Source organism: Murinocardiopsis flavida, assembly GCF_003014485.1.
Classification (GTDB): Bacteria; Actinomycetota; Actinomycetes; order Streptosporangiales; family Streptosporangiaceae; genus Murinocardiopsis; species Murinocardiopsis flavida.
The window spans coordinates 1-15,524 of sequence record NZ_PYGA01000020.1; the positions used below are offsets into that span (position 1 = coordinate 1).

Here is a 15,524-nt window from a genome sequence, read left to right on the forward strand (position 1 = left end):
GCAGGGGTCCCGGGGTGGGGTGGGATGCCGCTGGTTTGTCGTTCATATCTTCATTTTATTGTGTCTGACCTGCGATGACAATGTTTGGTTCGGCTAATTCGCGTGTGTTTCCGTGGTGGTTCGGCCATGGCATTCGGCAATCGGAACGGAAGTCTTTAGGCAATGTCTCCGACGAATCAACAACATTGCAGTTCAGGCGCCTGATCGTGGTGCGGAGGTAGCGGTGGGCGACATCCGTGCCGCATCCCGGTGTGTGCGGCCCAGCGGTGTCGCTCCGTTCCCGAAGGGCACAGAGCGGTCAGGCGTATTGCCGTTGGGCTGGGGCTCCCTGCCTTCTCGCAGCCGTGCCCACGCAGGTGTACCCGTGTCCATACCGCTCACCAAGCACGATCTAGGCTGAGCCGGGCGGCCGGGACCGGCCCGGCGGCCATGACACAGGGGGACACCGCCGATGATCGACCTGCGCTCCGACACCGTCACCCGGCCGGGACCGGCGATGCGCCAGGCCATGGCGCAGGCCGAGGTGGGCGACGACGTGTTCGGCGAGGACCCCACGATCAGGGAACTGGAGGAGGAGACCGCCGCGCGGCTCGGCAAGGAGGCGGCCCTCTACGTCCCGTCGGGGACGATGTCCAACCAGCTCGCCGTCCTCGCGTCGCTGAACAGCGGCGAGGAGTTCTGGGCGCACTCGGGCAGCCACCTCATCACCGACGAGCAGGGCGGGACCTCACTCATCGCGCGGGCGCTGCCGCGCACCTTCGACGACCCCGGCGGCGCGCCCTCCGACGAGGTGCTCGCGGCGTGGACCTTCGAGACCGGCGACATCCACCGCGCGCGGCCCCGCCTGATCTGCCTGGAGAACACCATGACGGGCAGGCCGGTCGCGCTCCGCGAGCAGCGCCGGGTCGGTGCGTTCGCCCGGAGGCACAGCATGCGCGCGCACCTGGACGGCGCCCGGCTGTGGAACGCGGCGGTCGCGCTCGACGCGCGCCCGGAGCAGGTCGCCGAACCGTTCGACACGGTGTCCGTGTGCTTCTCCAAGAGCCTCGGAGCGCCGGTCGGATCGGCGCTCGCCGGCGACGCCGACGCCATCGACCGCGCGCGGCGGGGCCGCAAGCTGCTGGGGGCCGGCATGCGCCAGGCCGGGATCATCGCGGCGGGCGCGCTGTACGCGCTGCGCAACCACGTCGACCGGCTCGCTGAGGACCACGCGCGCGCGTCGCGGCTCGCCCTGGGCCTCCGCGAGCGCTGCGGATTCCACGCCGAGGCGCACACCAACATGGTCGTGCTCACGACCCCGCCGGGGGAGGCGGAGCGCCACGTCGCGGCGTTCGCCGCGCACGGTGTGCGCTGCCTGGCACTCGACGCCGACCGGATCCGGCTCGTCCTCCACCTGGAGGTCGACGACTCCGCTGTCGGCGCCGCTGTCGACGCCATCGCCGCTGCGACCCGGTAGCCGCCCCCGGCCCGCCGACCGCATCGGCCCGCCGGGCCACTCGCCCGGGCGGGTGCGGCGGGCCGGGGGCGGGCCGGGTCAGTCCAATGGGCCGCCGGCGACGTAGATGACCTGGCCGGAGACGAACCCGGCCGCTTCGCCGGTGAGGAACGCGATGGTGTTGGCGATGTCCTCCGGTCGGCCCACCCGGCGCACCGGGATGCTCGCCGCCGCGGCGTTCTTGAAGTCCTCGAACTCCATGCCCACGCGCTCGGCGGTCGCCCGGGTCATGTCGGTGGCGATGAACCCGGGCGCGACCGCGTTGGCGGTCACCCCGAACTTGCCCAGCTCCACGGCGAGGGTCTTGGTGAACCCTTGCATTCCGGCCTTCGCCGCGGAGTAGTTGGCCTGCCCCCTGTTGCCGAGCGCCGAACTGCTCGACAGGTTGACGATGCGCCCCCACCCGTCGGAGGTCATGTACTCCTGCGCCGCGCGGCTCATGAGGAACGCGCCGCGCAGGTGCACGCCGAGGACGGTGTCCCAGTCGTCGTCGCTCATCTTGAACAGCATGTTGTCGCGGATGACGCCGGCGTTGTTGACCAGGATCGCGGGTCGGCCGAGCCGGTCGGCGACCTGGTCGACGGCCGTCCGCACCTGCCCGGCGTCGCTGACGTCGGCGCCGACCGCGATGGCGGTGCCGCCGTCGGCGGTGATCTGCTCCGCTGTGGCGTTCGCGTCGGCCTCGGCGAGGTCGAGGACGGCGACCGAGTGCCCCTCGGCGGCAAGGCGGCGTGCGGTGGCTGCGCCGATCCCACGGGCGGCACCGGTGACGATGGCAACGCGCGGAGTCTCAGGCATGGACGGCCTCCAGTGTTCGGGCGGCGGGCGAGTGCCGCGATCCTACCCACGAGTAGGGGGCAGGGGGAATGTCCGGCCGCGTGGAGACGGAGACGGAGACTGCCGTCGCGGGCGTCGTAGGGGAGTGCGGTTCGAGCGAGGTCGCCAGGGCCGCCAAAACCCCCTTCGCCCCCCTTCGGCTCAACGGCTTTGGGGCTATCCCGTCCGTTCCAGGTCCGCGCCGAAGAGCCGGGCGCCGTTGTCGTACAGGACGGCGCGCAGCCAGTCGTCGCCGAGTCCGAGTGCGGTGAGCGCGGTGAGCTGGTCGTAGTACCGGTGGGGGATGTTGGGGAAGTCGGTGCCGAGCAGGACGCGGTCGCCGAGCCCGCCCAGCCGGGGGAGTTCGGCGGCGGGGAATGGTGCCATGCGCTCGGTGAACGGGGTGAACACCATGGTGGTGTCTAGGTGGACGTTCGCGAAGCGCTCGGCCAGGTCGAGGAACGGGCCGTACTCGGGCAGCCCGGCGTGGGCGATGACGGCGTACAGGCGGGGGTGCGCGGAGAGGACCTTCGTGAACGGCTCCGGCCCGGTGAACGCGCCCGGCCGCGGCCCCGACCCGCAGTGCACCACAACGGGGGTGGCGGAGTCCTCCAGCGCCCCCCAGACCGGCGCCAGCAGTGGGTCGGCGGGGTCGTACCCGCCGACCTGGAGGTGCGCCTTGAACACGCGGGCGCCGGAATCCAGGGCGTCCGTCACATAGCGGGCCGCGTCCGGCTCCGGGTAGAAGGTCGCGCTGTGCAGGCAGTCGGGGGTCCGCGCGGCGAAGTCCGCGGCCCAGCCGTTCAGCCATTCGGCCATGGCGGGCTTGTGCGGGTACAGCAGGGAGGTGAACCGCCGCACGCCGAAGGCCCGCAGCATCGCCACCCGCTCGTCCTCGGTCTCGCGGTAGCGGATGGGCCAGACCCCGTCGCCCAGGCCGTCGAAGAACGCCTGGACCTTGCGCAGGACGTTGGCCGGCATGAAGTGCGTGTGCACGTCGACCAGGCCGGGGAGGCCGAGCCCGGTCCACAGCGCGCGGATCAGCTCGGATTCGGAACCGCCGTCGGTGCTGTCCATGCTGTCCATCCGGCCACCCTAAGGCGTGTCCCGCGGGCCGTCCGGGGCCGGTGTCCGCGCCCCTCCTGTGCGGCGCGCCGAAAGGAGGCGCCGCCTGCGGGCGCGGCGGGGGTAGCGGACCGTGACGGCGGCGGGTGCGACCGGCCGGGAAAGGTCGTGGCGGGCGGCCCGCACCCGTATCCTTATGTCACCCAACGCGTTCTCAGGTGTGCGTTGCGTGTCGATCGCGGGGGTTCGCCGTCGGTCGGCCGGGTGCCGGCGGGCCGTGCGGACTCCGGCGGTGGTGCTGGCACCACGAGCCGCGTGGGGACCACCCGACAATACACAGAGTCACGAAAATTCGCCGTTTTGCGCGGTATCGTAACTCTACGAAACGTCGGATTCGGTCGGTCGTTCCCCGCTCCCGGGGGTGGAGACACGCCTGCCGGTGCCGCACCGGAGGCGATCCGGACGGCGGGAGCCGCCGCACGGGCGCGGACCGCTCTGTGCGCGGCAACCGTCGAACAGGAGCGCAGAAAGGGGTGCGGCCGTGCTGGTCACCGAATCCGCGACACCGGTGCGGCAGGCGGCCGTGCCCGCGGTGCGACGGCCGTCCGTCATCGTCGTCGCGCATCGCGGGGCGTCGGCGAGCGCGCCGGAGAACACCCTCGCCGCGTTGCGCACCGCCGCCCGGCTGGGCGCCCACATGGCCGAGCTCGACGTCCGGCGCACCGCCGACGGCGAACTCGTGGTGCTGCACGATCCCACCCTGCGCCGCACGACCAACGTCGACGCCGTGTACCCCGCGCGCCGCTCCCGCCGGGTCGAGGACTTCACGCTGGCGGAGCTGCGCCGGCTCGACGCCGGGTCCTGGTTCGGCCCGGCGTTCGAGGGCGAGCCGATCCCGACGCTCGGCGAGGCCATGACCACCATGAAGTCCTGCGGGCTCGGCGCGCTCATCGAGCTCAAGGTGCGCCGCCGCGACCCCGAGCTGGCGCAGCGGATCGTCGACCAGGTCTGCGCCGACGCCCATTGGCGCGCGGCCGGCGCCGAGGGCCGGCTCATCGTGCAGAGCTTCGACTGGGTGACCCTGCGCGCCATCGGCAGGCTGCTGCCGGGGGTGCGCACCGCCGTGCTGGGCAAGACCCACACCCGGTACGCGCTGCGCCGGGTGGCCCGCTACGCGGCGCAGATCAATCCGCACCATCTCCGGGTCACCGCGTCCTATGTCCGCCATGTCCACGAGCACGGGCTGGCGATGTTCGGTTGGACCGTCAACACCGACCAGGCGATCCGCAGGCTGATCCGCGACGGTGTCGACGGGATCATCACCGACTACCCCGACCGGGTCGCCGCCCACCTGGCGATCGCGGCGTGATCCGCGATTCCGCACGTCCCCGGGCGCCGAGGGCCGCCCGGGGGGCGGTCCACCGCTGTCCGTGACCGGCCGACACGGAATTGCAGCGAAGGATCTGCGTACTTCCCCTGTCGTTGGTGGGATCGTGTTCTAGTATGGGTGGACGGAGAGAATGCACGTGCATTCGTGCCTTGCATCTGCACACTCTCCCCGTGTTCCGGCGCCGGTGGGCACCGGATCGGCCGACAGGCGACCGACACGACGGCAAGGGGTTCCCGGTGACCGGACATTTCGCCCATGGGTCGATTCGGAGACCGTCCGTGCGGGAGTGGGCGTCGGAGACCGTGTTCTCGGCCGAGGCCCAGCGCTGCTGGTGGATCCCTGCCCTGCACAACGGCCCCCGGGGCTGGCAGGCGCACGGCGGAGCGAGCCACGACACCGCCACCTGGACGCTCGAACCCGAACTCGTCGCGGTGAAGATCGGGCGCGAGCTCTCAATGGCGGTCCTGCGCGAATGGAACATGGTCCGGTTCGCCGGCGATGTCGAACTCGTGGTCTCCGAACTCATCACCAACGCGCTGCGGCACGGCCTCGCGCGCGGTGACGCCCACAACGTGACCCAGTTGAGTATCATGCGGCGCGGCGGTCAACTCGTCTGCGCCGTGCGCGACGGCAGCGACGAGTTCCCGACCGAGCGCGAACCCGATTTCCTCATGGAGACCGGTCGCGGCCTGAACCTTGTCAGGTCGTTCAGTCGCAGGTGGGGTGCCCTGGCGGTGCCGCCGCACGGCAAGTTCGTGTGGGCGCTGTTCGAATAGCGCCGGCAGCCCCCGCCGTGTGATGAGCGCCGCGGCAGCGGGATCCCCTGTGGTTTCGCGGGCCCATCCTCCCGAAGGCGGGGCGCCTCGGGCGATATCGTGTGTACGACGCGCCGAGTGCGCGCTCGAATGACCATGGATCGGTCGATGGGAGGGAACGAGCCGTGAGCATCACGCTTCCGGATCCAGAGGCCGGACCCACCGTCCGACGTCTGCTGCTCGGCTATCACATGCGGAGGCTCCGCATGGATGCCGGCCTGTCCCGCGCTGATGCCGCTGACCGGGTCCAGGGCTCCGAATCGAAGATGAGCAGGGTCGAGCGCGGCCAGGTGGGTGTCAAGCAGCGCGACGTGGTCGACCTTCTCGACCTCTACAACTTCACAGAGCCGCAGCAGCGCAAACTGTTCATCGAGATGGCCTCGGGCACCACCAAGCCCGGCTGGTGGAAGAAGTTCCACGAGGCGCTGCCCGACTGGTTCCAGAGCTATGTCGGCCTCGAAGAGGCGGCGAGCCTCATCCGCACCTATGAGTCCCAGTTCGTTCCCGGTCTGTTGCAGACCGAGGAGTACGCCCGGACGGTCATCGCCGCGGGCCGGCAGGACGGCAAGGTCGAGGAGCGCGTCGAACTGCGCATGCAGCGCCAGCAGCGGTTCGCCCGGCAGGAGGAGAAGGCCAAGCTGTGGGCCGTCGTCGACGAGGCCGCGGCCCGGCGCCCCGTGGGCAAACCCGAGGTGATGCGCAAGCAGTGGCAGCGCCTGCTCGACCTGGTTGAATCGTCCAACATCATTTTGCAGATCATCCCGTTCGCCGCCGGCGCGCACGCTGCCGAGGCAACCTCCTTCACGATTCTGCGCTACCCGTACGAGCACCTGCACGATGTCGTGTACCTGGAGCACTTGACCGGCAAGGTGCTGTTGGAGACCTCAGACCACACCGAGGTGTACGCGAAGGCGATCACCAACCTCAGCGTGGCCGCCGACTCCCCCGAAGCCACCAAGGAGCGGCTCCGCTCGATGATCAAGGACCTCGACGAGGCCTGACCGGGACCCGGGCAGGGGACGGCCGAGGCCGGAGACGACGGTGCGCCCGCCGGAGCGATGTCCGACGGGCGCACCGCTGTGCAGGGCACCCCTTGGGCGGGTGTCCTGCCGCCGAGCGCGTGCCACCGTGACGCACTCGGGCGAGCGGGGCCCCGCCCCCGTGTCGCGGCAGGGCCCCTGATCTGTGTCACGACGCGCCGCTGTCGTCGTCGGTCCTGCTCTTAGCCGATGAGGTTGTCGAAGTCGCCGTCCTTGGCGCCGCCGACGAACGCGTCGATCTCGGCCTGTGTGTAGACGAGGGCCGGCCCATCGGGGAAGTTCGAGTTGCGCATGGCGATCGAGCCGTTGGCGAGCTTGGCCAGCTCGACACAGGTGCCCTGCGAGTTGCTGCGCCGGCTCTTCTGCCAGGTGACGTTCTTCAGTTCGGTCGCCGAAATGCCGTTGTAGGCGCTCATGGGAAAGCTCCTTGCTCGGTTGTAGAGACCACAGTGCCAAGCACGCGCATTTGCATTCCCGTCTGCACGTGCATTCGCACTGTACTTCGGTCAGCCTAGCGCAGTGTGACCGACTCCACGGGAAGTATCGGCAAATGCTTTCGGTGGCGATGCCGTCGCGGTCCGCACCGGCGCCGCACACGACGGTGCCCCGCCGGCGGATGCCGACGGGGCACGGGTGGTGGGGCGCCCTACCGCTGGGTCATGCGGCCGCGCGGCGGCGGGGGCGGACCGGGCGGTGCGTCAGGAGCAGTGGAGCGCCTTGCTGAGGGCGCCGAGGTTGGCGTGCATGATCGACGGGTAGTCGTCGCCGGGCGAGCGGTCGGTGATCCCTTCGAGCGGGTCGAGGACCGCCGTCGTGGCCCCGGTCTCCTCCGCGATGGTGTTGGCGACGGCGGGGCTCGCAAGGGTCTCGGTGAAGATCGTGTCGACCCCCTTCTCGTCCACCACCTTCGCCACCTCGCCGATCCGGGCGGGGGAGGGCTCGTTGTCGGGCTCGACCCCTGCGACGCCGATCTGGTTCAGGTCGTAGGCGTCGGCCAGGTAGCCGAACGCCTCGTGGCTGACCACGAAGTCCCGCTGGCTGCAATCGCCGAGGCCGTCCTCGTACTCCGCGCGGATGTCGGCCAGTTCGCCCGCGACGGTCTTGGCGTTGGCGCGGTAGGAGTCGGCATTGTCGGGGTCGGCCTCCGCGAGCCGGTCGCCCAGCGCCTCGGCCAGGACCGCCATCCGCTCGGGGTCGAGCCACATGTGCGGATCGGTGCCGCCGTCCTCGCCGCCCGCCTTGCGCAGTTCGACGACTTCGGCCGCGTCGAGACCGTGGTCGGCGGCCTGCTGCTCGACGGCTTCGTCGACGGCGGGCTGCATGCCCTGGATGTAGAGGGCGATCCCCGCCTCGCTGACCTGCCCGACCTGGCGCGGGGTGAGTTCGAGGTCGTGCGGTTCGGCGCCGGGTTCGGTCAGGGCCTCGACCGCGACGTCGTCGCCGCCGACCTGCGTGGCCAGCCACTCCAGCGGGTAGACCCCGGCGACCACGGTGAGCCGCCCGTCATCGGTGAATCCGACCGGTCCGCCGGTGCCGCAACCGGCCAGTACCAGCGCAGCCGCCCCCGCCGCTGCGCCCCGCAGTGTCCTCGACATCCCCGTTCTCATACGCCAATGATGGCGACAATGAAAATGATTGTCAATTTGGCGGTTTTCAGGGAGAAAACCACCGAGTCGTGCCGGTTCGCGCGGGCTACGATGCTCGTGGACCGACCCGGTGCCGACAGCGGAGGAGATCCAGGGCCGATGGCACACACGAATCCGCCCGATCCCGGCCCGCACCCGTGGTCCGCCGGGCCGCCCTCCGGCCCCTACCCGCCGCCCGGACCGCCGGGTCCGCCCGCCGGCCCGCAGCCACCAGGGCCCCAGTGGCAGCAGCCCCCGCCGCCCCCGCCGAACCGGAGCCGCACCGCCGGAATCGTCATCGCCGTGATCGCGGTGGTCGTAGTGCTGGGCGGCGGCGCCACCGCGGCCGTCGTCCTGCTCGCCGAACCGGCGGTACTGACCGAACCCGCCGACCCCTGCCCGGCGATCGAGGACGACATCGACGCCTCCTACTCGGCCGAGGAGAACGACAAGCTCGGCTACGCCACCTGCGCGTGGACACTGACCGACCCGGACGCCTCCGGCGCCAGCGGTACCGGCGACACCGACCAAATGCACCTGACCGTCGGCTACGAGGTCATCTCCGAGCCGGTCGGCGGCGCGTCCCCCGACGAGATCGCCGGCTTCCTGCTGAAGCACAACCGCGAGCGGATGGACACCGACTACGTCACGATCGAGGACGAGGAGGACGTCGCCGACCTCGGCGACGAAGCCCACCACCTCTACACCGTCTACTCCACCGAAGGCTACGAGAGCGGTGCCAGCACCATGCAGGTCCGGCGCGCGAACGTGCTGATCACCGTCGAGATGTCCGCGGGCAGCGGCGGCTACGACTCGATGGAGGCCGCCGACGAGTCGGACCTGCGGCCCATCGTCGAGGACGTCAGCGAGTCGGCGCTCCAGCAGCTCGAGGGGCGCCCGGCCTGAGCACGGCTCAGTTCAACTCGGCGAACTTCTCCACGCGCTCCGTCTTGCCCGCGACGATGATGATGTCGCCCTTCTGCGGGACGGTATCGGCCGTGGCGTAGGTGAACTGCGCCCCGTGCCGCTTGATGCACACCACGGTGATGCCGTGGTTCGCGCGGATGCCGGTCTCGCCGAGCTTGCGGCCGATGATCTCGCGCGGGGCGCGGGTCTTGCCGAGGGCGAAGTCCTCCTCGATCTCCACATAGTCGAGCATGCGCCCGGACACCAGGTGCGCGACCCGCTCGCCCATGTCGTGCTCGGGGAGGACCACGTTGTGCGCCCCGATCTGTTGCAGGATGCGGCCGTGCCGCCTGCTGATCGCCTTCGCCCAGATGTGCGGCACCCCCATGTCGACGAGCAGCGACGTGGTGAGGATGCTCTCCTCCAGGTGGGTGCCGATGGCGACCACGGCGCGCGAGAACTCGTGCGCGCCGATCTGGCGCAGCGCCTCGTCATCGGTGGAATCGGCGACGACCGTGTGGGTGAGCGCGTCGGCGTACGCCTGGACCAACCGCGGGTTGCTGTCGACACCGAGGACCTCCCAGCCGTGGTCGACGAGCTCCGTGGCGAGCGAGCTGCCGAACCGGCCCAGCCCGACGACCAGGACACGCTTGTCAGTGGTCTTACTGCGCTGCACAGTGACTCCTGTTTGCTTGGTCGTCGCGGTTGCGGGGCGCTTTAGGCCGATGTCTTCCCTCCTCGCTCGTCACGCCCTCGTTCCTCGGGCGCTCCTCGCTCGTCAGTCCAGACACCGGCGCGCCCCTCCACCGCGACTCTTGTTTTCTGGGTCGTCGCGGTTGCGGGGCGCCTCAGGCCGGTGTCTTCCCTCGTCGCGTGGCGCTCCCTCGTTCCTCGGTCGCACCCCGCTCCTCAGTCCAGACACCGGCGCGCCCCTCCACCGCGACTCCCGGAGACACCCCCTTCGGCTAGGGTTCACGACCCCCTTGGGTGCTCTCCGGATCCTGGGCCGGGTCAGCCGATGATGGGCCGGGCCTCGGCCAGATCGTACCGGCGGGTGCGGTCGCGCAGTGCGAGCGCCGACGCGAAGGTGATGGGACCGATCCGGCCGGCGAACATCAGCGCCGCGAGCAGCACGTGCCCGTCGGGGGGCAGATCCGGGGTGATACCGGTGGACAGGCCGACCACCGCGGAGGCCGACACCACCTCGAACAGCACGGTCGAGGTCTCGAACGGGGTGCGGACCAGGAGGTACACGGTCGCCAGCGCCACAACGGTCATGGACAGGAAGGTGAGGCTCAGCGCCTGCCGGATCGCGCCGGGCGAGATCCGCCGGCCGAAGGCGTGGACGTGCGGGTGGCCGCGGATCTCGCTCCACACCACCAGGAAGAGCACGGCGAACGTCGCGGCCTTGATGCCGCCGGCGGTCCCGGCGCTGCCGCCGCCGACGAACATCAGCATCACGGTGACGAACAGGGTCGACGTGTCCATCGCCCCCACGTCGACCACGTTGAAGCCACCACTGCGCGGCATGATGCCGTGGAAGGCGCCGACCAGGATCCGCTGCGCCCAGCCCATGGGGCCGAGGGTCGCGGGGTTCGACCACTCCAGGAAGGTGACCACGGCCGCTCCCGCCACGAACAGCAGCGAGGTGGCGGCGAGCGTGAGCTGGGCGTGCAGCGTCCAGCGCTTGCGGTCGCCGAGGTGCCGGCGGAGTTCGAGGAGCACGGGGAAGCCGAGTCCGCCGAGGATGGTCGCCAAGGCGATGGGCAGCAGGATCACCGGGTCGGCGGCGAAGCGCGTGAGGCTGTCGTGGAACAGCGAGAGTCCCGCGTTGTTGAACGCCGAGACGGCGTGGAACCCCCCGACGTAGGCGGCCTCGCGCAGGGGCATGTCGTACGAGGCCCACAGCCGCGCGGTGAGGATCACCGCGAGGGTCCCCTCGACCGCGAGGCTGGTCTTGACGATGCGGGCGACGACCCCGCGCGCGTCGCCGACATTGGGGCTGCGCAGCTCCGTCTGCACACTGAGCTGCATCTTCAGGCCGAACCGCCGGATGACGACCATGCCCAGCACCGAGGCGAGGGTCATGATCCCCAGACCGCCGATCTGGATCAGTCCGAGGATGACGAGCTCGCCGAACACCGACCAGTGCGCGCCGATGTCGAGCACGGCGAGCCCGGCGACGCAGAGCGCGGACGTGGAGGTGAACAGCGCCTCGACGAAGGTGTTGTGATTGCCCTCGGCGCGTGCGATCGGCAGCATCAGCAGCGCCGTGCCGATGGCATCGGCGACCGCGAAGGCCAGCACGAACAGCCGAGCCGGGCGTCCCCAGGCGAACCGGTGCGCCATGGGGGCGCCGCGCGGCGCGCGCATGGTCGACGTGATCCGGCTGCGCAGCGCGCGCAGCATAGCCAGCATGGTCGTCGTCCTGTCCGCCGGGGTCGTTGCGCGGGCGGGTGCCCGCAGAGTCCGAACCTAGCGCCGTCAGGTGCCGGACCTGAACCGGGTCGCGGGCCCGGCGCCCCGATCAGCAGGTCCCGGCCTGCGGCGAGAGGGGGGCGGGGGCGGCGTGTCGCGGCGCGCCCGCCCCGTTTCAGCCCAGGTCGCCGCCTGAGCTCGTGGGCAGTTCGCTGTAGCCGTGCCGCCGGTAGTGCGCGCTGCGCACGGTCAGGATGCACGCCGCCAGCACGGTGGCGATCAGGGAGGCGATGAGGACACCGGCCTTGGCGTGCGCGAGCGTCCCCGGGTCGTCGAAGGAGAGCTCGGCGATGAGCAGCGACACCGTGAACCCGATCCCGGCGAGGATCGACATCCCTGCGACGTCGATCCAGCTCAGCGAGGGGTTGAGCTCGGCGGAGGTCAGCCGGGTGGTGACCCACGAGCCGCCGAGGATGCCGACGAGCTTGCCCGCGAGCAGGCCCACGATCACGCCCAGGCCCGCGGAGTCGGTGAACACCGAGCCGACTCCGGCGAACACGACCCCGGCCGACATCAGCGCGAAGATCGGCAGGACCACGCCGGCCGACCAGGGGCGGAGGAGGTGCTCGACCCGGTGGCTGGGCGACTTCGCCTCGCGGCCGATCGGGGTGGTGCGCATCAGCATGCCCATGGCGACGCCGGCGATGGTGGCGTGCACCCCGCTGGCGTGCATGAGTACCCAGATCAGTACGGCGAGGGGCACGTAGACGACCCAGTTGGGCACAGGGGAGCGGTCCAGTACAGCGGCGGCGCCGCGGCCGCGTTGCAGGTACCCGAAGACGGCCAGCAGGGCGATCGCGCCTGCCAGCGCAGCCATGGACAGGTGGTCGGTGTAGAAGACCGCGATGACGATGATCGCGCCGAGGTCGTCGACGATGGCGAGGGTCAGCAGGAAGGTGCGCAGCGCGGGCGGCAGGTAGCGGCCGACGACGGCGAGGATCGCCACGGCGAACGCGATGTCGGTCGCCATGGGGATGCCCCAGCCGTGCAGCGTCTCGGGCCGGGTGGCGTTGAAGGCGACGTAGATCAGCGCGGGGACCACCATTCCGCACAGCGCGGCGATGATGGGCAGGACGGCCCTGCGCGGGTTGCGCAGGTCGCCGTGGACGAACTCCTGCTTGAGCTCGTTGCCGACGATGAAGAAGAACACGGCGAGCAGGCCGTCGGCGGCCCAGTCCTGCACGGACAGGCGCAGGTGCAGGGACTCGGGGCCGAGGGGGAAGGTGCGCAGCTCCTCGTAGGAGCCGCCGAGCGGCGAGTTCGCCCAGACCAGAGCGATGATGGCGCCGCCGATGAGCAGGAAGCCGCCGATCACGTCCTCGCGCAGCAGGTCGGGCACCCGGCGCAGGCCGGATCCTCTGGTCGTGCTCATGGTCGTCCCCCCGGGGTGTGCGCTACGCGGACCGCAGAGGCCGACCCTACTGACCGCGGTCGCGGGAAAACGCGTGACCCCCCGTGTGACGTGGTCTCATTCCTTCGAGGGGCCGTGCCGGGGGTGCCGCGGGCCCGAGGGCGGTCACCGGTGGCGGGCGCCCTCGTGGGCCGCGTGGCTCGGCGGTTCCAGTTGCAGTGTGGAGTGTTCGACGTCGAAGTGCCCGGTCAGGCAGTCGCGCAGTTCGTCGAGCATGCGGCCGGAGTCGCCGAGGCGGTCCTCGTCGACCACGACGTGCGCCGACATGACCGGGACGCCGGAGGTGATGGTCCAGGCGTGCAGGTCGTGGACGTCGAGGACGCCGGACTGGGCGCGCAGGTGGCTGCGCACCTCGTCGAGGTCCATGCCCTTGGGGACCGCTTCGAGCAGCACGTGGACCGCTTCGCGCAGCAGGTTCCAGGCGCGCGGGACGATGAACACCGCGATGGCGAGCGAGACGAGGGAGTCGGCGTAGCCCCACCCGGTGAGCCAGATGACGAGGCCGGCGATGATGACGCCCACCGAGGACAGCAGGTCGCTGAATACCTCCAGGTAGGCGCCGCGCATGTTCAGGCTCTCCTGCTGGCCGCGGCGCAGCAGGACGAGGCCGATGAGGTTGGCGACCAGGCCGACGACCGCCACCGCCAGCATGGTCGGGCCGGTGACCTCGGCGGGGGAGAACAGCCGGCTGACGCCCTCGTAGAGGATGTAGCCGCTCAGGGCGAACAGCAGCAGGGCGTTGGCCGCGGCGGCGAGGATCTCGGCGCGCTGGTAGCCGAAGGTGCGCCGGTCGCAGAACGGGCGCCCGGCGATCCAGACGGCGAACAGGGCGAGCATGATGCCGAGGGCGTCGGCCGCCATGTGCCCTGCGTCGGCGAGCAGCGCCAGGCTTCCGGCGGAGAGGCCGCCGATGATCTGGACGACCATCACCCCGAGGGTCATCGCGCAGACGAGCGCGAGGCGGCCGCGGTGCGCGGCCGCTGCGGTGCGGTCGGCGTGGTCGTGGTCATGACCGATGCCCATGGCCCGGTGCCTCCTCGGCGTCGTCGCCCCTGTTGGTTCAGTCTCCACTGTTTATACAGCCCGCACTGTCAATACAGCAAATAATGTACAATGATTTTCATGTTGACCTCCGAGCAGCGACTGTCCGCCATCCACCGGCTCGGCCGGGCCCTCGCCGATCCGACCCGGTGCCGGCTGCTGCTGGCACTGCTGGACGGCCCCGGCTACCCCGCACAACTGGCCGATGACCTGGGCCTTACCCGCCAGAACGTCTCCAACCACCTCGCGTGCCTGCGCGAATGCGGACTCGTCGGCACCTCGGCGCGCGGCCGCCAGGTCAGCTACGCCCTGGTCGACGACTCCCTTGCGCACGCCCTCAACGACCTGCTGCGCGTGGTGTGGGGCACCGCCGCCGAGCACGTCCCCCCGGGCGAGACCGTGCCGGTCGCCCCCTCCTGAACCGCGCTCAGCGGACCCCTCCCGTGTCGCGCGGCGGCGCAGCGGGGCGACAGGCGGGGGGATCAGTCCCCCGCGCCCCCGCGCAGCGAGCAGTCCCCGCACACGTCCCCCCGCGGCGCCCGGTACAGCAGGCAGCAGGTGCGGCGGGCGAACCGCCGCTCGGGGCTCCGCGGGTCCGGGCGCAGCACCTCGCCCAGGCCCCGCATCGGGCCCTCCGCGATGAGCGCCGCCCCGATCGCGGCGGCGCGGTCGGCGAGGTCCGGTCGCAGCCGCGACAGCATCAGCACGGCGCCCCCGACCGCCGCGGCGGCGTTGCCCCACAGCAGCCGCTCCGCGACCCGCACCCGGCCGCGCACCGCGGCGCCGAGCGGGCGCAGGTGCTCCTCGACCAGGGCGGGGCGCAGCGCGGCCGCCACATCGGCCGCAGCGGCGCCGTCGACGCAGCGGCCGCGCGGCGCGACGGCGCGCAACGGCAGCATCGAGCCGGGCGCGAGGTCCCAGAACAGCCGGTCGGCCGGCAGTTCCAGCAGCACGCCGAGGCACGCTGCGGCGAGTACGGGCGAGACGACGCGCGACGCGACCCCCAGGTGCAGGACCGACGCCGACACCCGCCGCTCCGCCGGCCGGTGCGCGGCGTCGACCAGGTCCATGCGCCCGTCGACGAGCGCGGGGGAGCCGTAGAACGCCGCGAACGACGTCCATCCGGCGCCGGCCGGCGCCGCGGCGGCGGCGTCGAGCGCGTTGAAGCCCCCGGCGCGCCGCAGTTCGCCCAGAACGGTGGTGATCCGGGCGTCGTCGGCGGGGCGGTCCATGGCCCCATCCTGCCTGGTGCCGACGGCGCCCGCTCCGGTCTCATCCACCGGGTGGAGGGCGACCCTGAACTTTCGCTGAGCACACCCTGACATTCCCCTGGTGTTCCGGGGAGGTGCTGCGCCGTGCTCCGCACGGCGCAGTATTCTTACTGGTGCGTGCCCGGCAAATCAGCGCGGATCCCCGTAAAGTTCCGCGCCGCACTCAGTCCC

The 15,524-nt window shown here is 71.2% G+C and carries 15 protein-coding genes; 6 read left to right on the forward strand and 9 right to left on the reverse strand.

Annotation, left to right across the window (positions count from 1 at the left end; translation table 11 throughout):
• Positions 1-451 precede the first annotated feature (451 nt).
• Positions 452-1,456 (forward strand): threonine aldolase family protein, encoded by a 1,005-nt coding sequence (locus tag CLV63_RS24400; protein WP_106585545.1) that lies wholly within the window; start codon positions 452-454, stop codon positions 1,454-1,456.
• A 78-nt stretch (positions 1,457-1,534) separates the two neighbouring features.
• Here the strand turns inward: CLV63_RS24400 and fabG are convergent, their stop codons facing one another.
• Positions 1,535-2,293 (reverse strand): 3-oxoacyl-ACP reductase FabG, encoded by a 759-nt coding sequence (gene fabG / locus CLV63_RS24405; protein WP_106585546.1) that lies wholly within the window; start codon positions 2,291-2,293, stop codon positions 1,535-1,537.
• Positions 2,294-2,488: 195 nt separating this feature from the next.
• On the reverse strand, positions 2,489-3,388 hold the full coding sequence (locus CLV63_RS24410) for an amidohydrolase family protein (RefSeq protein ID WP_394339806.1): 900 nt from the start codon (positions 3,386-3,388) through the stop codon (positions 2,489-2,491).
• Between the two features lie 529 nt (positions 3,389-3,917).
• Between CLV63_RS24410 and CLV63_RS24415 the strand changes: the two genes are divergently transcribed.
• From CLV63_RS24415 to CLV63_RS24425, 3 genes are all read left to right on the forward strand, one after another.
• A complete protein-coding gene (locus tag CLV63_RS24415; protein ID WP_245929025.1) occupies positions 3,918-4,745 on the forward strand; it encodes a glycerophosphodiester phosphodiesterase in 828 nt (275 codons plus the stop codon).
• Positions 4,746-5,044: 299 nt separating this feature from the next.
• Positions 5,045-5,542, forward strand: coding sequence for an ATP-binding protein (locus CLV63_RS24420; RefSeq protein WP_245929026.1), 498 nt, complete (start codon positions 5,045-5,047; stop codon positions 5,540-5,542).
• A 164-nt stretch (positions 5,543-5,706) separates the two neighbouring features.
• Positions 5,707-6,582, forward strand: coding sequence for a helix-turn-helix domain-containing protein (locus CLV63_RS24425; protein ID WP_245929027.1), 876 nt, complete (start codon positions 5,707-5,709; stop codon positions 6,580-6,582).
• 221 nt (positions 6,583-6,803) lie between these two features.
• Here the strand turns inward: CLV63_RS24425 and CLV63_RS24430 are convergent, their stop codons facing one another.
• Together CLV63_RS24430 and CLV63_RS24435 are read right to left on the reverse strand one after the other, a co-directional pair.
• Positions 6,804-7,037: a DUF397 domain-containing protein gene (locus tag CLV63_RS24430; RefSeq protein WP_106585550.1), complete on the reverse strand. Its 234-nt coding sequence runs from the start codon at positions 7,035-7,037 to the stop codon at positions 6,804-6,806.
• 282 nt (positions 7,038-7,319) lie between these two features.
• Positions 7,320-8,216 carry a metal ABC transporter substrate-binding protein gene (locus CLV63_RS24435; RefSeq protein WP_245929028.1) on the reverse strand — a complete coding sequence of 299 codons (897 nt, stop codon included), beginning with the start codon at positions 8,214-8,216 and terminating at the stop codon, positions 7,320-7,322.
• Between the two features lie 150 nt (positions 8,217-8,366).
• Between CLV63_RS24435 and CLV63_RS24440 the strand changes: the two genes are divergently transcribed.
• Positions 8,367-9,152, forward strand: coding sequence for a hypothetical protein (locus CLV63_RS24440; RefSeq protein ID WP_170134312.1), 786 nt, complete (start codon positions 8,367-8,369; stop codon positions 9,150-9,152).
• A gap of 7 nt (positions 9,153-9,159) precedes the next feature.
• Here CLV63_RS24440 and CLV63_RS24445 read toward each other — a convergent pair whose 3' ends face one another.
• The 4 genes from CLV63_RS24445 to CLV63_RS24460 all read right to left on the reverse strand — a co-directional run bounded on the left by CLV63_RS24445 (position 9,160) and on the right by CLV63_RS24460 (position 14,064).
• Entirely contained in the window at positions 9,160-9,828 is a 669-nt protein-coding gene (locus CLV63_RS24445; protein WP_106585553.1) for a potassium channel family protein, read from the reverse strand.
• Positions 9,829-10,163: 335 nt separating this feature from the next.
• Positions 10,164-11,525, reverse strand: a complete 1,362-nt coding sequence (locus CLV63_RS24450) for a TrkH family potassium uptake protein (RefSeq protein ID WP_211301455.1) — start codon at positions 11,523-11,525, stop codon at positions 10,164-10,166.
• 220 nt (positions 11,526-11,745) lie between these two features.
• Positions 11,746-13,002, reverse strand: a complete 1,257-nt coding sequence (gene nhaA / locus CLV63_RS24455; RefSeq protein WP_106585555.1) for a Na+/H+ antiporter NhaA — start codon at positions 13,000-13,002, stop codon at positions 11,746-11,748.
• 144 nt (positions 13,003-13,146) lie between these two features.
• Positions 13,147-14,064: a cation diffusion facilitator family transporter gene (locus CLV63_RS24460; RefSeq protein ID WP_170134313.1), complete on the reverse strand. Its 918-nt coding sequence runs from the start codon at positions 14,062-14,064 to the stop codon at positions 13,147-13,149.
• Between the two features lie 99 nt (positions 14,065-14,163).
• Here CLV63_RS24460 and cmtR point away from each other — a divergent pair, with 99 nt between their 5' ends.
• On the forward strand, positions 14,164-14,502 hold the full coding sequence (gene cmtR, locus CLV63_RS24465; protein WP_211301451.1) for a Cd(II)/Pb(II)-sensing metalloregulatory transcriptional regulator CmtR: 339 nt from the start codon (positions 14,164-14,166) through the stop codon (positions 14,500-14,502).
• A gap of 62 nt (positions 14,503-14,564) precedes the next feature.
• Here the strand turns inward: cmtR and CLV63_RS24470 are convergent, their stop codons facing one another.
• The gene (locus CLV63_RS24470) at positions 14,565-15,314 is read right to left on the reverse strand and encodes a (2Fe-2S)-binding protein (RefSeq protein ID WP_170134314.1); all 750 of its coding nucleotides are present in this window, start codon (positions 15,312-15,314) and stop codon (positions 14,565-14,567) included.
• Positions 15,315-15,524: the final 210 nt, after the last annotated feature.